The organism is Streptomyces sp. NPDC002476 (genome assembly GCF_042889785.1).
Lineage (GTDB): Bacteria > Actinomycetota > Actinomycetes > Streptomycetales > Streptomycetaceae > Streptomyces.
In genome coordinates this window covers 1-16,628 of the sequence record NZ_JBIARH010000061.1, presented here as the reverse complement: position 1 = coordinate 16,628, position 16,628 = coordinate 1, and the positions used below count along the sequence as shown (strand labels likewise).

Sequence of the window (16,628 nt, the reverse complement as noted above, 5' to 3'; positions counted from 1 at the left end):
CTGGTCCGTCCGGGCTGAGCACATGGCCTGGCACGGCCTGGCCGGGGGAGAGCGGGACGCTGCCCGGGCCGGGAGCGGGGGCATGTCCGGGGCGGGGAGACATGGCTCGCCGGGGCCGCAGCGCGCCGGCCGTCCGGGTTTTCCACAGGGGTGGCCGGGTGCCGCGGGTGAGTGCACAGTGGATTCATGCAGGGATGGTGGCGGGAGATCTCCGGGCTGGTCCTGCCGGTGTCCTGCGGTGGTTGCGGCAGGCCGCGCACGGAGCTGTGCGAGGAGTGCCGGGCGGTGCTGTACGGCGGGGTGCCGCGCCGGGTGAGGCCGGATCCCGAGCCTGCGGGCCTACCGGTGGTGCACGCGGCCGCGCCGTACGAGAACGGCGTGCGCGGGGTGCTCCTGGCGCACAAGGAGCGCGGGGCACTGGGCCTCGCAGGGGCGCTCGGCAGGGCACTTGCCGGGGCTGTACGGGCCGGGGCGGAGCGGACAGGGCCGGCGGGGCCGACGGGGAGCGCGGAACCACTGCTGCTGGTGCCCGTGCCGTCCGCGCGGCGCGCCGTGGCGGCGCGGGGGCATGATCCGACGCGACGGATCGCGCTGGCGGCCGCCGCCGAGCTGAGGCGGGGTGGTGTCCCGGCGCGCGTGGTTTCGGTGCTGCGGCAGCGCCGGGTGGTGGCCGACCAGGCGGGGCTGGGCGCCCGGCAGCGGGAGCGGAATCTCGCGGGGGCGCTGACGGTCGCGGCCGGGGGCGGGCGGCTTCTCGCGACGGGAAGGGTGGTGCTCGTGGACGACCTGATGACGACCGGTGCCTCGCTGGCCGAGGCGGCGCGGGCGATCGGAGCGGAATGCGGATACGGACGGTCCGCACATGGCGGTGAGTGTGCGAGGGCAGCGCACGTAAACGGGCGGGCGGCCGTCGTCGCCGCATCCCCATTGGCCTTCGAAATAAACCGGAACTCTCTCCGAAGCCCCATCGTTGCAGGTAGTGAGTGAGTAAAAAGGCCTGAACGGAGGTACGCGCGAGTAGCGGGTGCCGAGAACCAGCCGGGCAGGCTATGTTCAGTGGTGAGGAATGGTGAATGCCGGACCTCAGTGAATGCACCGCCAGGTTTCGGGCAGGTAACTCACCGACAGTCCGGAAACGGGAATTCGGTGGGGGCGAGTCCCCACCGCTGGGGGAGGAGGTGGACGTCACCCAGTCCGCGGCTCCGGTCATCACCGGGGCCTGGTGCAAAAGGGAGATGCTCCGCCGCTGAGCGGAGCGATCCGGGAACGGAGTTCTGCGTGGACATCGTCGTCAAGGGCCGCAAGACCGAGGTGCCCGAGCGGTTCCGCAAGCACGTGGCCGAGAAGCTGAAGCTGGACAAGATCCAGAAGTTCGACGGCAAGGTGATCAGCCTCGACGTCGAGGTGTCCAAGGAGCCGAATCCCCGTCAGGCCGACCGTTCCGACCGGGTGGAGATCACGCTCCGGTCCCGTGGTCCGGTCATCCGGGCGGAAGCTGCGGCCGGCGACCCGTACGCGGCACTGGACCTGGCCACCGGCAAGCTGGAGGCGCGGCTGCGCAAGCAGCACGACAAGCGCTACAGCCGCCGGGGCAACGGCAGGATTCCCGCCGCCGAGGTGGCAGAGGCCGTGCCGAACGCCGCGTCGTTCAACGGCGAGGGCGAGCTGGTCCCCGGCGAGACGGCTCCGTCCGTACCGACGACCAGATTCGGTTCCCTGGAGGTCCAGGGCGAAGGACCGCTGGTGATGCGCGAGAAGACACACGTCGCCGCACCGATGTCGCTCGACCAGGCGCTCTACGAGATGGAGTTGGTCGGGCACGACTTCTATCTGTTCGTCGACTCCGAGACGAAGGAACCCAGCGTCGTCTACCGACGACACGCCTATGACTACGGTGTCATCCACCTGAGGACCGATCCGCTCGCGGCCGACGGGGCGAGCGGCGCGGGCGGTGCGCTCGGCGGCTGACGTCACCCCTCCACGGTGCCCCTGGAGCGTCTGTACGCCCCCAGGGGCACACGTGTGCGGTCGGCGGGATCACCGCTCGGACGTCCGGGCATGAAATCATGTCGTCCCAAGCCAACGGCTTTTCGGAGAGCCGCTGTTGGCGGACAGTTGTGAACTTCAGGCCATGGCCTTCAGGGGGAGGAACGATGGCGGACGCCTTCGGGCCCGTGCGCGATGCGCATCATGCCGACGACGCCGGTGCGGACGCGACCAGCGGTTCCCGCAAGGAGCCGATCAGGGTCCTCGTCGTGGACGACCACGCGCTCTTCCGCAGAGGTCTGGAGATCGTCCTCGCCCAGGAGGAGGACATCCAGGTCGTGGGCGAGGCGGGTGACGGCGCGGAGGCGGTCGACAAGGCGGCCGACCTGCTGCCCGACATCGTGCTGATGGATGTACGGATGCCCCGGCGTGGCGGCATCGAGGCATGTACGTCGATCAAGGAGGTGGCACCCAGCGCGAAGATCATCATGCTGACGATCAGCGACGAGGAGGCCGACCTCTACGACGCGATCAAGGCGGGCGCCACCGGATACCTCCTCAAGGAGATCTCCACGGACGAGGTGGCCACGGCGATTCGCGCGGTCGCCGACGGCCAGTCCCAGATCAGCCCGTCCATGGCGTCGAAGTTGCTCACCGAGTTCAAGTCGATGATCCAGCGGACCGACGAGCGCAGGCTGGTGCCCGCGCCGCGGCTCACCGACCGGGAACTCGAAGTGCTGAAGCTCGTCGCCACCGGCATGAACAATCGCGATATCGCGAAGGAACTGTTCATTTCCGAGAACACCGTGAAGAACCATGTCCGCAACATCCTGGAGAAGCTGCAGCTGCACTCCAGGATGGAGGCCGTGGTCTATGCCATGCGGGAGAAGATCCTGGAGATCAGGTGACCGGTCCGGCGACGCGACGGGCGGGGTGACGGCAGCGGATCCGCCGGTGCCCCGGCCTGGCGGCGCCGAACCCTCGGCGGCGGGGCGGCGCGCTCACGCCAGGGCGCGGGCGACCTCCTGGGCGAGCGGTCCGCGCAGTTCCGGGGCATCGACCCGCTCCAGCCGGACGTCCGAGCAGCCGACCCAGGACGCGGCCTCCGCCAGCGCCTCGGCCATCGGCATCACCGCCTTGCGGCCCTCCAGGGACACCTGACGCGCGACCAGCGTGCTGCCTTCACGTGCCGGGTCCACGCGGCCCAGCAGCCTTCCGCCCGCCAGCAGCGGCATCGCGAAATAGCCGTGTATCCGCTTGGCCTTGGGGACGTACGCCTCCAGGCGGTGCGTGAAGCCGAAGAGGCGCTCGGTGCGCGCCCGCTCCCAGATCAACGAGTCGAACGGCGACAGCAAGGTCGTCCGGTGCCGTCCGCGTGGCTCCGAGGCCAGTGCCGCGGGATCGGCCCAGGCGGGCTTCGCCCAGCCTCGTACCGTCACCGGCACCAGGCCGGAGTCCGCCACGACCGCGTCGAACTGCTCACCCTTGAGCCGGTGGTAGTCCGCGATGTCGGCGCGGGTGCCGACTCCCAGGGACTGCCCCGCGAGCGCCACCAGTCGGCGCAGGCACTCCGCGTCGTCCAGATCGTCGTGCAGCACGGCATCGGGCAGGGCCCGCTCGGCGAGGTCGTACACCCGCTTCCAGCCGCGGCGTTCGGTGCACACCACCTCGCCGTACATCAGAGCGCGCTCGACGGCGACCTTCGACTCCGACCAGTCCCACCACTCGCCGCCGTTCTTCGCGCCGCCCAGCTCCGTGGCCGTCAGCGGGCCCTCGGTGCGCAGCTGCTTGATCACCGTCTCGTACGCGCCGTCGGGCAGATCGTGGTGCCAGTGGGAACGGGAGCGGTAGGCGCGGCGGCGGAACGCGAAGTGCGGCCACTCCTCGACCGGGAGGATGCAGGCCGCGTGCGACCAGTACTCGAAGGTGCGGCCGCCCGACCAGTACGCCTGCTCGATCGCGGGCCGGCCGACCGCGCCGAGGCGCGCGCAAGGAATCAGCTCGTGCGAACGCGCGAGCACCGAGATCGTGTCGAGCTGCACGGCGCCGAGGTGCCGCAGCACTCCCGGGACCCCGGCCCTGCGGTCCGGGGCACCCAGGAAGCCCTGGGCGCGCAGGGCTATCCTGCGCGCCTGGTCGGCGGAGAGTTCGACGGCGGGAGGCGGCACGAGCGTCATGTCCGGCACCTTAGGGACAGGCACTGACAACGGGCCGTCGAGCCGGTGGACCGGGAGCGGATCCTCCGGTTCCACGGTGGGTGGGTGCGGAACGACGGGCGGGTGCGGAACGAACGAAGAGGCGGAGGCGGATCGGTGTGCCGGACGCCTCAGGCGGTCGCGGTCGTGGGCAGATAGGTCCGGTTGCCCGGCAGGCCCAGATCGGACGGGAGCAGCGCGCCGACCCAGGCGTCGCGCCGTACCCCTTTGTTGAGCAGTCCGGACCGCTGCTCGCCCTCCAGCCGGAAGCCGGTCCGCAGCGCCACGGCGCGCGAGGCGACGTTGCCGACCTCGGCCCGCCACTCCAGCCGGTCACCGCCGAGCGAGGCGAAGGTCCAGCGGGCGGCGGACAGCACCGCCTCCGTCGTGTAACCGCGGCCCCGGTGTTCCTTCGCGGTCCAGAACCCCACCTCGTACGTGTCCGGCAGGTTGCGGCGCGTGATGCCGAGCGCGCCGGTCAGGGCCCCGCCCTCGCGCAGCACCACCGCGAAGTTGTACATGGAGTCGTCGCGCCAGCCGCCCGGGCACAGCTCCCGCACGAAGAACTCCGCGTCGCCGCGGCCGTAGGGGGAGGGCACGACCGTCCAGCGCTGGATGTCCGGGTCCTGACAAGCAGCGTGGATCCCGTCCGCGTCGCCGCCGGTGAAGGGGCGCAGCAGCAGACGTGTGGTGGTGAGGGTGATCGGCTCCATGCACGCATTGTGGTGAGGCGGCTGCCCGGATGCGAACACTTTTCGGACTTCCCGGCACCTTCGGACCCTCCCGTCCGTTGACAGACGGGAGGACGGCGCAGGCGACGCGGCGGCAGCCCTCCCGGCGTGACGGGGTCCTCGCTTACGATGGCCGTTGCGGTGGGGCCCGCCTGCCGTGCCCGCGCCAGCGTCCACACCCGACCCAGTGCCAGGCCCGACCGGCAAGGAGACCAGCCTCAGTGTCCGTCTTCAACAAGCTCATGCGTGCAGGCGAAGGCAAGATCCTGCGCAAACTGCACCGCATCGCGGACCAGGTCAGCTCCATCGAAGAGGACTTCATCAACCTCTCCGACGCCGAGCTGCGGGCGCTCACCGACGAGTACAAGGAACGGTACGCGGACGGCGAGAGCCTGGACGATCTGCTTCCCGAAGCGTTCGCGACCGTCCGTGAGGCCGCCAAGCGAGTCCTCGGACAGCGCCACTACGACGTCCAGATCATGGGCGGCGCGGCCCTGCACCTCGGCTATGTGGCCGAGATGAAGACCGGCGAGGGCAAGACCCTGGTCGGCACTCTGCCCACGTACCTCAACGCGCTGTCCGGCAAGGGCGTGCACCTGATCACGGTCAACGACTACCTGGCCGAGCGCGACTCCGAGCTGATGGGGCGGGTCCACAAGTTCCTCGGCCTGACCGTCGGCTGCATCATCGCCAACATGACGCCGGCCCAGCGCCGTGAGCAGTACGCCTGCGACATCACCTACGGCACGAACAACGAGTTCGGCTTCGACTACCTCCGCGACAACATGGCCTGGTCCGCCGACGAACTCGTACAGCGCGGCCACAACTTCGCCGTGGTCGACGAGGTCGACTCGATCCTCGTCGACGAGGCCCGTACGCCGCTGATCATCTCCGGCCCGGCCGACCAGGCCACCAAGTGGTACGGGGACTTCGCCAAGCTGGTCACGCGCCTGACCAAGGGCGAGGCGGGCAACCCGCTCAAGGGCATCGAGGAGACCGGCGACTACGAGGTCGACGAGAAGAAGCGGACCGTCGCCATCCATGAGTCCGGCGTCTCGAAGGTCGAGGACTGGCTCGGCATCGAGAACCTCTACGAGTCGGTGAACACCCCCCTCGTCGGGTACCTCAACAACGCCATCAAGGCCAAGGAACTCTTCAAGAAGGACAAGGACTACGTCGTCATCGACGGCGAGGTCATGATCGTCGACGAGCACACCGGCCGTATCCTCGCCGGCCGCCGCTACAACGAGGGCATGCACCAGGCGATCGAGGCGAAGGAAGGGGTGGACATCAAGGACGAGAACCAGACCCTCGCCACGATCACCCTGCAGAACTTCTTCCGCCTCTACAGCAAGCTCTCCGGCATGACCGGTACGGCGATGACCGAGGCCGCCGAGTTCCACCAGATCTACAAGCTGGGCGTCGTCCCGATCCCGACGAACCGGCCGATGCAGCGTGTCGACCAGTCGGACCTCATCTACCGGACCGAGGTCGCGAAGTTCGCGGCAGTCGTCGACGACATCGTCGACAAGCACGAGAAGGGCCAGCCGATCCTCGTCGGCACGACATCGGTCGAGAAGTCCGAGTACCTCTCGCAGCAGCTGTCCAAGCGGGGCGTCCAGCACGAGGTCCTCAACGCCAAGCAGCACGACCGCGAGGCGCTGATCGTCGCCCAGGCCGGCCGCAAGGGCGCCGTCACGGTCGCCACGAACATGGCCGGACGAGGCACCGACATCAAGCTCGGCGGCAACCCCGACGACCTCGCCGAGGCCGAGCTGCGCCAGCGCGGTCTCGACCCCGTCGAGCACGTCGAGGAGTGGGCGGCGGCGCTGCCCGGCGCGCTGGAGCGGGCCGAGCAGGCCGTCAAGGCGGAGTTCGAAGAGGTCAAGTCGCTCGGCGGGCTCTATGTCCTGGGCACCGAGCGGCACGAGTCGCGGCGTATCGACAACCAGCTGCGCGGTCGTTCCGGCCGTCAGGGCGACCCGGGCGAGTCCCGCTTCTACCTGTCGCTCGGCGACGACCTGATGCGGCTGTTCAAGGCGCAGATGGTCGAGCGCGTCATGTCGATGGCCAACGTGCCGGACAACGTGCCGATCGAGAACAAGATGGTGACGCGGGCGATCGCGTCGGCCCAGTCGCAGGTCGAGCAGCAGAACTTCGAGACGCGCAAGAACGTCCTGAAGTACGACGAGGTGCTCAACCGACAGCGCGAGGTCATCTACGGCGAGCGCCGCCGGGTCCTGGAGGGCGAGGATCTGCAGGACCAGATCCGTCACTTCATGGACGACACGATCGACGACTACATCCGCCAGGAGACCGCCGAGGGCTTCGCCGAGGAATGGGACCTGGACCGGCTGTGGGGCGCGTTCAAGCAGCTCTACCCGGTGAAGGTCACCGTCGAGGACCTGGAGGACGCGGCCGGTGACCGGGCCGGGATCACCGCCGAGTTCATCGGCGAGTCCATCAAGGACGACATCCACGAGCAGTACGACGCGCGTGAGAAGCAGCTGGGCTCGGACATCATGCGTGAGCTGGAGCGGCGTGTGGTGCTGTCCGTCCTGGACCGCAAGTGGCGTGAGCACCTCTACGAGATGGACTACCTCCAGGAGGGCATCGGCCTGCGCGCCATGGCGCAGAAGGACCCGCTGGTCGAGTACCAGCGCGAGGGCTTCGACATGTTCAACGCCATGATGGAGGGCATCAAGGAGGAGTCCGTCGGCTACCTGTTCAACCTGGAGGTCCAGGTCGAGCAGCACGTCGAGGAGGTGCCGGTGCAGGACGAGGCCGAGCGCACCTCGCTCGCCAAGGAGGACCTCGTGCCCGCGGCGCGTCCGGAGATCCGGGCCAAGGGGCTCGACGCCCCGCAGCGCCCGGACCGGCTCCACTTCTCCGCCCCCACGGTGGACGGCGAGGGCGGGGTCGTCGAGGGCGACTTCTCCAACGGCGGCGGCGCCGCCGCGCCCGCCCCGGACGGGATGACCCGTGCGGAGCGGCGCAAGGCGCAGAAGAGCGGTGGAGGCGGGCGCCGCCGGAAGAAGTGACGCCGGGCCCGTCGGCGTACGGGCGATGGCGGCCGCATTTCGGTGCGGCCGGGGCCGGGCACTCCTCGCGGGTGCCCGGCCCCGCCGCGTTCCCGGCCGGTCGCGCGGGGCCCGGGGGACGTCCCGGAGCCGCTCCGGCGGTGCCACCGGGGCGTGACGTCCGGGCGTGCCCCCGACGGACCGGAGCGTGTGTCCCCCGGCCCCGGGCGTGGCTTCCGGGTGTTCCCGGAGAGTGAGTCCCGCAGTCCTGGACGCGGCTTCCGGGGCACGGGGAAGCATCGGCGCGGTCTTCATCGGGGCGTGGCCGCGGGCCGGCATTCGTCGCCCATCTCCACCGCCGCGCAGCGCCAGCGGAGGTCCTTGCCCTGCTCCAGACGGAAGGCGATGGCTCGTACCCGCTCGCCCGCCGCGATGCTCGCGCACGCCTCCACCACACCCGGAACGGGCTGGGCGCCGTGGCACATACGGATCACGGGGCGGGCGCCACGGGCCCTGAGCGGGCTGCGCGGGGCCAGTTCGGCCAGTTGGTCGTACGCCTCGCCGATGGTGTGCCCGAGCATCCAGTGCACCGGGCGCTGGCCGCTGAGAACGGCGAGGAGGCGCTCGGCGAACCAGTGATGGGGGCGGACACGCCGCGGAGCCCTCGTGCGCTGCGGAGGGACGGTTTCGGGCCTGCACCGGTCGTGGCGTCCGGCAGGCCGGGTCCTGTTCGTGCTCAACGCGCTTTGCCCCCGTGCTTCAAGGCCCGGGCTAATACCGGGCGGTAACTTCCGATGGGGACCTTCTACGGTGACGGCGAGGCGCCCGCAAGCACCGGTGTGGCGTTGGACACGGTCGGGGTGAATCACCTATCCGGGTGATGAGGGCGGTGGCGTGCGGGGTGTGCGGCGGGCCGGGGGAGGGTGAGGGGCGGTTGCCGGGTGGACGGGGGCGGGCCCGGTGTGCGTAGCCCCAAAGGGGGACGTCGCACGTATCCTGAGGGCGATTCCGACTACGAAAGCGGCCAGCCATGCGCGTGTATGTCCCCCTGACCCTTTCCGGTCTCGCAGCGGCGCACCGGGCGGGGGAGATCGGCCCCGGCCCGCTGACCGCCTACGCCGTGACTCCCGGACTGCGCGAGTGGTACGTGTCCGACGACATCGAGGAACTGGAGTACGCGGCGCTCAACCGGGCTGCCGCCGCCTCGCTGCGGTTGATCGCCGGGGACCCCGACGCCGTACGCCGGAGGGTCGTCGTCGCCGTCGACGTGCCGGATGGTGCGGCCGTGGCCGACCCGGACCGCAGCCTCGACGCCTCGTCGCTCGGAGAGGTGCGCATCGCGTCTCCCGTGTCCCTGACCGTGGCGGCGGCGGTGCACGTCGACGCGGACGACGCAGAGAAGGACGTCAGCGCCGCCGCGGCCGCGCTGGGCGCGGCGGACCTCGGTGACGACGACGCGCAGTTCGTCGTGGACGGTGCCGAGGACCACGAGCTGCTGTGGTTCGGCGTCCAGGAGATCCCGAACCTGATCGGCTGAGAACGCGGGCCCGGAGCGGTGTCCGGGAACGGCGGAGGCCGGGAAACCGGGGCCGGGCGCGGCGCGGGACGCCTCATGCGTCCCGTCCGCCCCGGTCACGGCCGCCCCCGCACGGACTGTCGGACCCGCGCGGTACTTTCTACGGCATGGGGACGCATGGGAAGCACCGCACGCATCTGGTCTGGGACTGGAACGGCACTCTGCTCGACGACAACGCGGCGGTCGTCGGGGCGACGAACGCCGCCTTCGGCGAGGTCGGGCTGGCGCCGATCACGCTGGAGCAGTACCGCGAGATGTACTGCGTCCCGATCCCCCGCTTCTACGAGCGGCTGATGGGGCGGCTCCCCACGGACGCCGAGTGGGAGCGGATGGATGTGATCTTCCACGAGTACTACGCCGAACGGCGCGCCGCCTGCGGGCTCACCGAGGGCGCCGCGGACCTGCTCTCGCAGTGGCAGCTGACCGGCGGGAGCCAGTCGCTGCTGAGCATGTACGGCCATGAGCACCTGGTCCCGGTGGTGCGGGGGTACGGCATCGAGCGGCACTTCCTGCGGGTCGACGGGCGCACTGGCCCGTCCGGCGGCAGCAAGGCGCGGCACATGGAACGGCACGTCGCCGCGTTGGACGGCATATCCCCGGAGTACACGGTGGTCATCGGCGATGCCGTGGACGATGCCGTGGCCGCGGCCCACGTAGGCGCGAAGGCCGTGCTCTACACCGGGGGGTCGCACAGCAGGGCCAGCCTGGAGGCGGCGGGGGTGCCGGTGGTGGACAGTCTGGCCGAGGCCGCCGACCTGGCCACGAGAGTCACCGGGTGAGACCACCGGGGTGACGTGAAGGGCCTGGGGGCGACCGGGTGAACCGGGTGAGATGACGGGCTGGGCGGACGCGGGCGTCCCGGGTCTCGCGTGTGCCCCGAGCCTCCTGTGCGTTCCGTACGTGCCGCGCGTCCTGTGCGTCCCGTGCCGTGCGTTCCGCCGTCCTGTTGCCGGGAGCGTCGTCCCCGGCCGGTCGCCGGGGCCCTGGGCTCAGGCCGTCACCGGCGCCTTCGTGCGGAGCACCTTCAGGAATTCGCGCATCCACGCGGAATGGTCCGGCCAGGCACGGGACGAGACCAGGGTGCCGTCGACCACGGCCTCGTGGTCCTCGAAGGTGGCGCCCGCCGCCTGCATGTCCAGCTCCAGCGCGGGGTAGGCGGTGACGCGCCGTCCGGCCAGCGCGCCGACCGCCGCCGTCATCAGCGGGCCGTGGCAGATCTGGGCCACGGGCCGGTCCGAGTCGAAGAACGCCTTGAGGATCTTGCGCAGCTCCGGGTCGTTGCGAAGATACTCGGGAGCCCGGCCGCCCGGCACGACCAGCGCCACGTAGTCCGCCGGGGCGACCTCGGAGAAGGCCAGGTCGGCGGGCCAGGTGTAACCGGGCTTCTCCGTGTACGTGTCGAAGCCGGGCTCGAAGTCGTGGACCACGAAGCGGAGCGTCTTGCGGGCGGGGGCGGCGATGTGGACGTCGTAGCCCTCCTCGCGCAGCCGCTGGTACGGATAGAGGACCTCCAGCGACTCGGCGGCGTCGCCGGTGACGATCAGGATCTTCGGTGCCATGGCGGGGCTCCCACGGGTCGTCGGCCTGTTCCGTTTAACCAGAGTGCGGCAACACGGGGCGACGCGCTGTCCAGAGTGTCAAACTTCCCGACCATCTTTTGTACACATGCGGCTCGTGACGGTTATGGGGGCGGGCGAGATAGCCTGGACCCCGTGATCAGCGCGATATGCCTCGGGGGCAGCGGAGCCCCCGATCTGCGCCCGGAGTGCCTCAGCACCCGGGCCATGCCTGATCCTCTCCACCCGGGCCGACGGTCAAGAATTACCGATACCGCCCCGGACACCCCTCATGGCGGCATACCGTCGACTCAGACCGGAAAACCCGTGTCGTGGCGGTACGTCGCTGTTTACACCTACGTCACGCAACGGCGCGCGACAGGAGCCAGAGGACATGCAGACCAAGCTGGACGAAGCCAAGGCCGAGCTGCTCGCACGGGCCGCCAGGGTAGCTGAGCACAGCCCGGGCGGTGGTGTCGGTGGCCCGGATGGTGCCCCGCAGGCGGGCGCCGGGGCCGACGGCAACGGGACGGGACAGGAGCGTCCCGGACAGGACACGATCCTCGCGTACCTCCAGCGTTACTACCTGCACACCGCTCCGGAGGACATCAGCGGCCGCGACCCCGTCGACGTGTTCGGCGCCGCCGCCTCCCACTACCGGCTCGCGGAGGTCCGCCCGCAGGGCACGGCGAACGTCCGGGTGCACACCCCGACCGTCGAGGAGAACGGCTGGACGTCCAGCCACTCCGTCGTCGAGGTCGTCACCGACGACATGCCGTTCCTGGTCGACTCCGTCACCAACGAACTGTCCCGCCAGGGCCGTGGCATCCACGTCGTGATCCACCCGCAGGTCGTCGTGCGCCGTGACGTCGCCGGCAAGCTCATCGAGGTCCTCGCCGAGGGCAACGGCCTCCAGGCGACCCCGCAGGGCCGGAGGGACGCCGAGCCGGCCAAGGGCGCCAAGGCGACGAAGGGCACCGGCGCCAAGACGACGAAGGGCACCGGCGCCAAGGGAGCCAAGGGCACCGAGCTGCCGCACGACGCGCTCGTCGAGTCCTGGATCCACGTCGAGATCGACCGCGAGACCGACCGCTGCGACCTCCAGCAGATCGCCGCCGACCTGGTGCGGGTGCTGTCCGACGTACGGGAGGCCGTCGAGGACTGGGAGAAGATGCGCGACGCCGCGCTCCGCATCGCCGACGACCTGCCCGCCGAGCCGCTGGACGACCTCGCCGACGAGGAGGTCAACGAGGCCAGGGAACTGCTGCGCTGGCTCGCCGCCGACCACTTCACCTTCCTCGGCTACCGCGAGTACGAGCTCAAGGACACCGACGCGCTGGCCGCCGTGCCCGGTACCGGCCTCGGCATCCTGCGCTCCGACCCGCACCACAGCGTCGACGAGGCCCACCCCGTCAGCCCGTCCTTCGACCGGCTGCCCGCCGATGTCAGGGCCAAGGCCCGCGAGCGCAAGCTCCTCGTCCTCACCAAGGCCAACAGCCGGGCGACCGTGCATCGCCCCAGCTACCTCGACTACGTCGGCGTGAAGAAGTTCGACGCCGACGGCAACGTCATCGGGGAGCGCCGCTTCCTCGGCCTGTTCTCGTCCGCCGCCTACACCGAGTCCGTGCGCCGGGTGCCCGTCATCCGCCGCAAGGTCGCCGAGGTGCTGGACGGCGCGGGCTTCTCGCCCAACAGCCACGACGGCCGCGACCTGCTCCAGATCCTGGAGACGTACCCGCGCGACGATCTGTTCCAGACGCCCGTCGACCAGCTGCGTTCCGTCGTCACCTCCGTGCTGTACCTCCAGGAGCGCCGCCGGCTGCGGCTCTACCTGCGCCAGGACGAGTACGGGCGCTACTACTCCGCGATCGTCTACCTGCCGCGCGACCGCTACACCACCGGCGTACGGCTGCGCCTGATCGACATCCTCAAGGAGGAGCTGGGCGGCACCAGCGTCGACTTCACCGCCTGGAACACCGAGTCGATCCTCTCCCGGCTGCACTTCGTGGTCCGGGTCGCGCCCGGCACCGAGCTGCCCGACCTCACGGATGCCGAGGCCGACCGCATCGAGGCCCGGCTCGTCGAGGCTGCCCGCTCCTGGGCCGACGGCTTCCAGGAGGCCCTCACCGCCGAGTGCGGCGAGGAGCGCGCCGCCGAGCTGCTGCGCCAGTACGGCCGCGCCTTCACCGAGGGCTACAAGGCCGACCACTCGCCGCGCGCCGCGGTGGCCGACCTCGTCCACCTCGAAGCGCTCAAGAAGGACGAGAAGGACTTCGCCCTCAGCCTGTACGAGCCGGTCGGCGCCGCCCCGGGCGAGCGCCGGTTCAAGATCTACCGGACCGGTGAGCAGGTCTCCCTGTCCGCCGTCCTCCCCGCCCTGCAACGGCTCGGCGTCGAGGTCGTCGACGAGCGCCCGTACGAGCTGCGCTGCGCGGACCGTACCCACGCGTGGATCTACGACTTCGGTCTGCGGATGCCGCAGACCAACGGCACCGGCGCCTACCTCGCCGACGACGCCCGCGACCGGTTCCAGGACGCCTTCGCCGCCGTGTGGACCGGCGCGGCCGAGAACGACGGCTTCAACGCGCTGGTGCTGGGCGCCGGGCTGACCTGGCGCCAGGCGATGGTGCTGCGCGCCTACGCGAAGTACCTGCGGCAGGCCGGTTCGACCTTCAGCCAGGACTACATGGAGAGCACTCTCCGCAACAACGTCCACACCACCCGGCTGCTGGTCTCCCTCTTCGAGGCCCGGATGTCCCCGGAGCGGCAGAGCGCCGGCACCGAGCTGACCGACGGACTCCTGGAGGAGCTGGACGGGGCCCTGGACCAGGTCGCCTCGCTCGACGAGGACCGGATCCTGCGGTCCTTCCTCACCGTCATCAAGGCCACCCTGCGCACCAGCTTCTTCCAGACGGGGACCGACGGCGAGCCGCACGGTTACGTCTCGATGAAGTTCGACCCGCAGTCCATCCCGGACCTGCCCGCACCCCGTCCGGCGTTCGAGATCTGGGTCTACTCGCCGCGCGTCGAGGGTGTGCACCTGCGCTTCGGCAAGGTCGCCCGAGGCGGTCTGCGCTGGTCGGACCGGCGGGAGGACTTCCGCACGGAGATCCTCGGCCTGGTCAAGGCGCAGATGGTGAAGAACACCGTCATCGTGCCGGTCGGCGCCAAGGGCGGCTTCGTCGCCAAGCGGCTCCCGGACCCGGCCGTCGACCGTGACGCCTGGATGGCGGAGGGCATCGCCTCGTACCGCACGTTCATCTCGGCGCTGCTCGACATCACCGACAACATGGTGGCCGGCGAGGTCGTACCGCCCGAGGGCGTCGTCCGGCACGACGAGGACGACACCTACCTGGTCGTCGCCGCCGACAAGGGCACCGCGAAGTTCTCCGACATCGCCAACGAGGTAGCCGTCGGATACGGCTTCTGGCTCGGCGACGCGTTCGCCTCCGGGGGCTCCGCCGGTTACGACCACAAGGGCATGGGCATCACCGCCCGGGGCGCCTGGGAGTCCGTCAAGCGGCACTTCCGCGAGCTCGGCCACGACACCCAGACCCAGGACTTCACGGTCGTCGGCGTCGGTGACATGTCGGGTGACGTCTTCGGCAACGGCATGCTGCTCTCCGAGCACATCCGCCTCGTCGCCGCCTTCGACCACCGGCACATCTTCATCGACCCGAGGCCGGACGCCGCCGCCTCGTACGCCGAGCGGCGCCGCCTCTTCGACCTGCCGCGCAGCTCCTGGGCCGACTACGACAAGAACCTGCTCTCCGCGGGCGGCGGCGTGCATCCGCGCACCGCCAAGTCCATCCCGGTCAACGCGCACATGCGCGAGGTGCTGGGCATCGAGCCGGGCATCACCAAGATGACGCCCGCCGATCTGATGCAGACCATCCTCAAGGCCCCCGTGGACCTGGTGTGGAACGGCGGCATCGGCACGTACATCAAGTCCTCCGCCGAGTCGAACGCCGATGTCGGCGACAAGGGCAACGACGCGATCCGGGTCGACGGCCGGGACCTGCGGGCCAAGGTCGTCGGCGAGGGCGGCAACCTCGGCGCCACCCAGCTCGGCCGGATCGAGTTCGCCCGCGGCGGCGGCAGGATCAACACCGACGCGATCGACAACAGCGCCGGTGTGGACACCTCCGACCACGAGGTGAACATCAAGATCCTGCTCAACGGCCTCGTCCGCGACGGCGACATGACCGTCAAGCAGCGCAACAAGCTGCTCGCGGAGATGACCGACGAGATCGGCCGCCTGGTGCTGCGCAACAACTACGCGCAGAACGTGGCGCTCGCCAACGCCACCGCCCAGTCGGCGTCCCTGCTCCACGCCCACCAGCGCTTCATGCGCCGACTGGGCCGCGACGGGGACCTGGACCGCGGGCTGGAGTTCCTGCCCACCGACCGGCAGATCCGCGAGCTGCTGAACGGCGGCAAGGGACTGACCCAGCCGGAGCTGGCCGTGCTGCTCGCCTACACCAAGATCACGGCGGCCCGGGACCTCATCCGGACCAGCCTGCCGGACGACCCGCACCTCCAGAAGCTGCTGCACGCCTACTTCCCGCATCAGCTGCGCGCGCAGTTCCCCGAGGCGGTCGACGGGCACGCGCTGCGCCGCGAGATCATCACCACGGTCCTGGTCAACGACACCGTCAACTCCGGCGGTTCGAGTTTCCTGCACCGGTTCCGGGAAGAGACCGGCGCGTCCATCGAGGAGATCGTGCGGGCGCAGTTCGCGGCCCGTGAGATCTTCGGGCTCGGCCAGGTGTGGGACGCCGTCGAGGCGCTCGACAACGAGGTCGCCGCCGACGTCCAGACCCGGATCCGGCTGCACTCGCGACGGCTCGTCGAGCGCGGTACGCGCTGGCTGCTCGGCAACCGGCCGCAGCCGCTGGCGATCGCCGAGACGATCGACTTCTTCAAGGCGGGCGTCGAGCAGGTCTGGGCCGAGCTGCCGAAGGTGCTCCAGGGCGCCGACCTGGACTGGTACCAGTCGATCCTGGACGAGCTGACCGAGGCGGGCGTCCCGGGCGAGCTGGCCCAGCGGGTCGCCGGATTCTCCTCCGCCTTCCCGGCGCTGGACGTCGTGGCGATCGCGGAGCGCACCGGCAAGGAGCCGCTCGCCGTCGCCGAGGTGTACTACGACCTCGCGCACCGGCTCGGCATCACCCAGCTGATGGACCGGATCATCGAGCTGCCGCGGGCCGACCGCTGGCAGTCCATGGCCCGTGCCTCCATCCGCGAGGACCTGTACGCGGCGCATGCCGCGCTCACCGCGGACGTGCTGTCCGTGGGCAACGGGAGCTCGACGCCCCAGGAGCGGTTCGAGGCGTGGGAGGAGAAGAACGCGGCGATCCTCACCCGGTCGCGTGCCACCCTGGAGGAGATCCGGGGCTCGGACGCGTTCGACCTGGCGAACCTTTCGGTGGCCATGCGGACCATGCGGACGCTGCTGCGCACGCACGGCTAAGGGCTGTCCCGTAATCCCCGGCGGGCGCGCGACGACAGCTGCGGCACCTCGCCGCGTTGTCGGAACGTCCGCATACGTCCAGTATGCGGAC

At 70.4% G+C, this 16,628-nt stretch carries 11 protein-coding genes; 7 read left to right on the top strand and 4 right to left on the bottom strand.

Going from position 1 to position 16,628, the window contains the following annotated elements; genetic code table 11:
* The first annotated feature begins 186 nt into the window (after positions 1-186).
* From ACFYXM_RS34605 to ACFYXM_RS34595, 3 genes are all read left to right on the top strand, one after another.
* On the top strand, positions 187-987 hold the full coding sequence (locus tag ACFYXM_RS34605; RefSeq protein ID WP_389295495.1) for a ComF family protein: 801 nt from the start codon (positions 187-189) through the stop codon (positions 985-987).
* Positions 988-1,278: 291 nt separating this feature from the next.
* The gene (hpf, locus tag ACFYXM_RS34600) at positions 1,279-1,968 is read left to right on the top strand and encodes a ribosome hibernation-promoting factor, HPF/YfiA family (RefSeq protein WP_073791785.1); all 690 of its coding nucleotides are present in this window, start codon (positions 1,279-1,281) and stop codon (positions 1,966-1,968) included.
* Positions 1,969-2,153: 185 nt separating this feature from the next.
* Positions 2,154-2,894 (top strand): response regulator transcription factor, encoded by a 741-nt coding sequence (locus tag ACFYXM_RS34595; protein ID WP_073791786.1) that lies wholly within the window; start codon positions 2,154-2,156, stop codon positions 2,892-2,894.
* A gap of 93 nt (positions 2,895-2,987) precedes the next feature.
* On the opposite strand, the gene ACFYXM_RS34590 is transcribed toward ACFYXM_RS34595, so the two are convergent.
* Together ACFYXM_RS34590 and ACFYXM_RS34585 are read right to left on the bottom strand one after the other, a co-directional pair.
* Positions 2,988-4,163 carry a winged helix-turn-helix domain-containing protein gene (locus tag ACFYXM_RS34590; RefSeq protein ID WP_389295492.1) on the bottom strand — a complete coding sequence of 392 codons (1,176 nt, stop codon included), beginning with the start codon at positions 4,161-4,163 and terminating at the stop codon, positions 2,988-2,990.
* A 149-nt stretch (positions 4,164-4,312) separates the two neighbouring features.
* The gene (locus ACFYXM_RS34585) at positions 4,313-4,894 is read right to left on the bottom strand and encodes a GNAT family N-acetyltransferase (RefSeq protein ID WP_389295490.1); all 582 of its coding nucleotides are present in this window, start codon (positions 4,892-4,894) and stop codon (positions 4,313-4,315) included.
* A 239-nt stretch (positions 4,895-5,133) separates the two neighbouring features.
* On the opposite strand from ACFYXM_RS34585, the gene secA reads away from it, so the two are divergent.
* The gene (secA, locus tag ACFYXM_RS34580) at positions 5,134-7,953 is read left to right on the top strand and encodes a preprotein translocase subunit SecA (protein ID WP_362028424.1); all 2,820 of its coding nucleotides are present in this window, start codon (positions 5,134-5,136) and stop codon (positions 7,951-7,953) included.
* A 290-nt stretch (positions 7,954-8,243) separates the two neighbouring features.
* Here the strand turns inward: secA and ACFYXM_RS34575 are convergent, their stop codons facing one another.
* Positions 8,244-8,672: an Rv3235 family protein gene (locus ACFYXM_RS34575; protein ID WP_389295489.1), complete on the bottom strand. Its 429-nt coding sequence runs from the start codon at positions 8,670-8,672 to the stop codon at positions 8,244-8,246.
* Between the two features lie 290 nt (positions 8,673-8,962).
* Here ACFYXM_RS34575 and ACFYXM_RS34570 point away from each other — a divergent pair, with 290 nt between their 5' ends.
* Positions 8,963-9,469, top strand: coding sequence for a DUF6912 family protein (locus ACFYXM_RS34570; RefSeq protein ID WP_389295487.1), 507 nt, complete (start codon positions 8,963-8,965; stop codon positions 9,467-9,469).
* A 146-nt stretch (positions 9,470-9,615) separates the two neighbouring features.
* Positions 9,616-10,287, top strand: a complete 672-nt coding sequence (locus tag ACFYXM_RS34565) for an HAD family hydrolase (RefSeq protein WP_389295485.1) — start codon at positions 9,616-9,618, stop codon at positions 10,285-10,287.
* A gap of 210 nt (positions 10,288-10,497) precedes the next feature.
* Here ACFYXM_RS34565 and ACFYXM_RS34560 read toward each other — a convergent pair whose 3' ends face one another.
* Positions 10,498-11,067 (bottom strand): DJ-1/PfpI family protein, encoded by a 570-nt coding sequence (locus tag ACFYXM_RS34560; protein WP_389295483.1) that lies wholly within the window; start codon positions 11,065-11,067, stop codon positions 10,498-10,500.
* Between the two features lie 391 nt (positions 11,068-11,458).
* On the opposite strand from ACFYXM_RS34560, the gene ACFYXM_RS34555 reads away from it, so the two are divergent.
* Entirely contained in the window at positions 11,459-16,537 is a 5,079-nt protein-coding gene (locus ACFYXM_RS34555; RefSeq protein WP_389295482.1) for an NAD-glutamate dehydrogenase, read from the top strand.
* Positions 16,538-16,628: the final 91 nt, after the last annotated feature.

Bases quoted from the DNA above. Each gene is read 5' to 3' on its own strand.
- ACFYXM_RS34560 (WP_389295483.1), bottom strand. From the start codon at position 11,067: ATGGCACCGAAGATCCTGATCGTCACCGGCGACGCCGCCGAGTCGCTG.
- ACFYXM_RS34590 (WP_389295492.1), bottom strand. From the start codon at position 4,163: ATGACGCTCGTGCCGCCTCCCGCCGTCGAACTCTCCGCCGACCAGGCG.
- ACFYXM_RS34565 (WP_389295485.1), top strand. From the start codon at position 9,616: ATGGGGACGCATGGGAAGCACCGCACGCATCTGGTCTGGGACTGGAAC.
- ACFYXM_RS34570 (WP_389295487.1), top strand. From the start codon at position 8,963: ATGCGCGTGTATGTCCCCCTGACCCTTTCCGGTCTCGCAGCGGCGCAC.
- ACFYXM_RS34595 (WP_073791786.1), top strand. From the start codon at position 2,154: ATGGCGGACGCCTTCGGGCCCGTGCGCGATGCGCATCATGCCGACGAC.
- ACFYXM_RS34585 (WP_389295490.1), bottom strand. From the start codon at position 4,894: ATGGAGCCGATCACCCTCACCACCACACGTCTGCTGCTGCGCCCCTTC.
- ACFYXM_RS34555 (WP_389295482.1), top strand. From the start codon at position 11,459: ATGCAGACCAAGCTGGACGAAGCCAAGGCCGAGCTGCTCGCACGGGCC.
- ACFYXM_RS34605 (WP_389295495.1), top strand. From the start codon at position 187: ATGCAGGGATGGTGGCGGGAGATCTCCGGGCTGGTCCTGCCGGTGTCC.